Origin of the sequence: Verrucomicrobium sp. BvORR034 (assembly GCF_000739635.1) — a bacterium.
In the GTDB taxonomy this organism is placed as follows: domain Bacteria; phylum Verrucomicrobiota; class Verrucomicrobiia; order Verrucomicrobiales; family Verrucomicrobiaceae; genus Verrucomicrobium.
Map to the genome: position 1 here is coordinate 1 of NZ_BATQ01000061.1, position 794 is coordinate 794.

At 59.1% G+C, this 794-nt stretch carries 1 pseudogene; it reads right to left on the bottom strand.

The features are described from left to right. Nucleotides 1-425: 425 nt before the first annotated feature. Nucleotides 426-794 (bottom strand): annotated as a pseudogene (locus BV034_RS11350) (hypothetical protein); the annotation flags it as partial.

Below are 794 nucleotides of genomic sequence, written 5' to 3' on the forward strand. Positions count from 1 at the left end.
ATGCCCGGCATGTTTTGGAGTGTGCGCGAGAATCGCCGCTTTGGCGAAGTTTGTGAGGTGCTAGAACCTGGGATGGGAGTAGGGGAGAGGGCTTTGCTCCCGTTTGACCGCTCAATCATCAGGCCACTCAATACGCTCGTTGTCCCCATCAGCCGCTGGCGAAAGCAGTGTCAAGCCACCGACACTCCAAGACGCTGGCGAGAATCTGAGCGGGCCAGTGCCGCTGCTCACAATCATTAAACGGACGACGTCACCAGGGCCACCAAAGCGGCGGTTCCCGCACGCACTCCACAGCGACTTCGTCGCCAGGCGATGGATATCACCCGCTGGCTTGGAGATCTGAGCGGCTTGAGAAGTTGCTCGCGAGTCACCAACCATAAACCTCACGGCCACTCCTCATACTCCGCTCCCCTCACTCCCGGAAATCACTTCACCTCCGTAAAGCTCTTTCCCTTTGCTCCCAGTTCGAAGGTGCCATCGGTCGTCTTGTCGAGATAGGCGGGATATTCTTTGCCTTGCTCCAGTGGGGGCGCGGGGGAGGGGCCGGCCCAGCCTTTCTTGGGAAGCAGGCGCTCGTAGCGGATGGTGATCTTGTCGCCCTGTTTCGTTCCGCTCTTGCTGCGGGTGACTTTCTGGACGGTGGCCTGAACGGTCTCAATTCGCTTGGACCAGTCGATGAGGCTGATGGGCTTGGACGAGACATCGTCCACCTTGATCTGGAGCACTTCGGACGCCTTCGCCTGAAGGTCGATGTAGGCGGAGGGAGGAAGTTCCGCTTTGGCGATGACCAGATT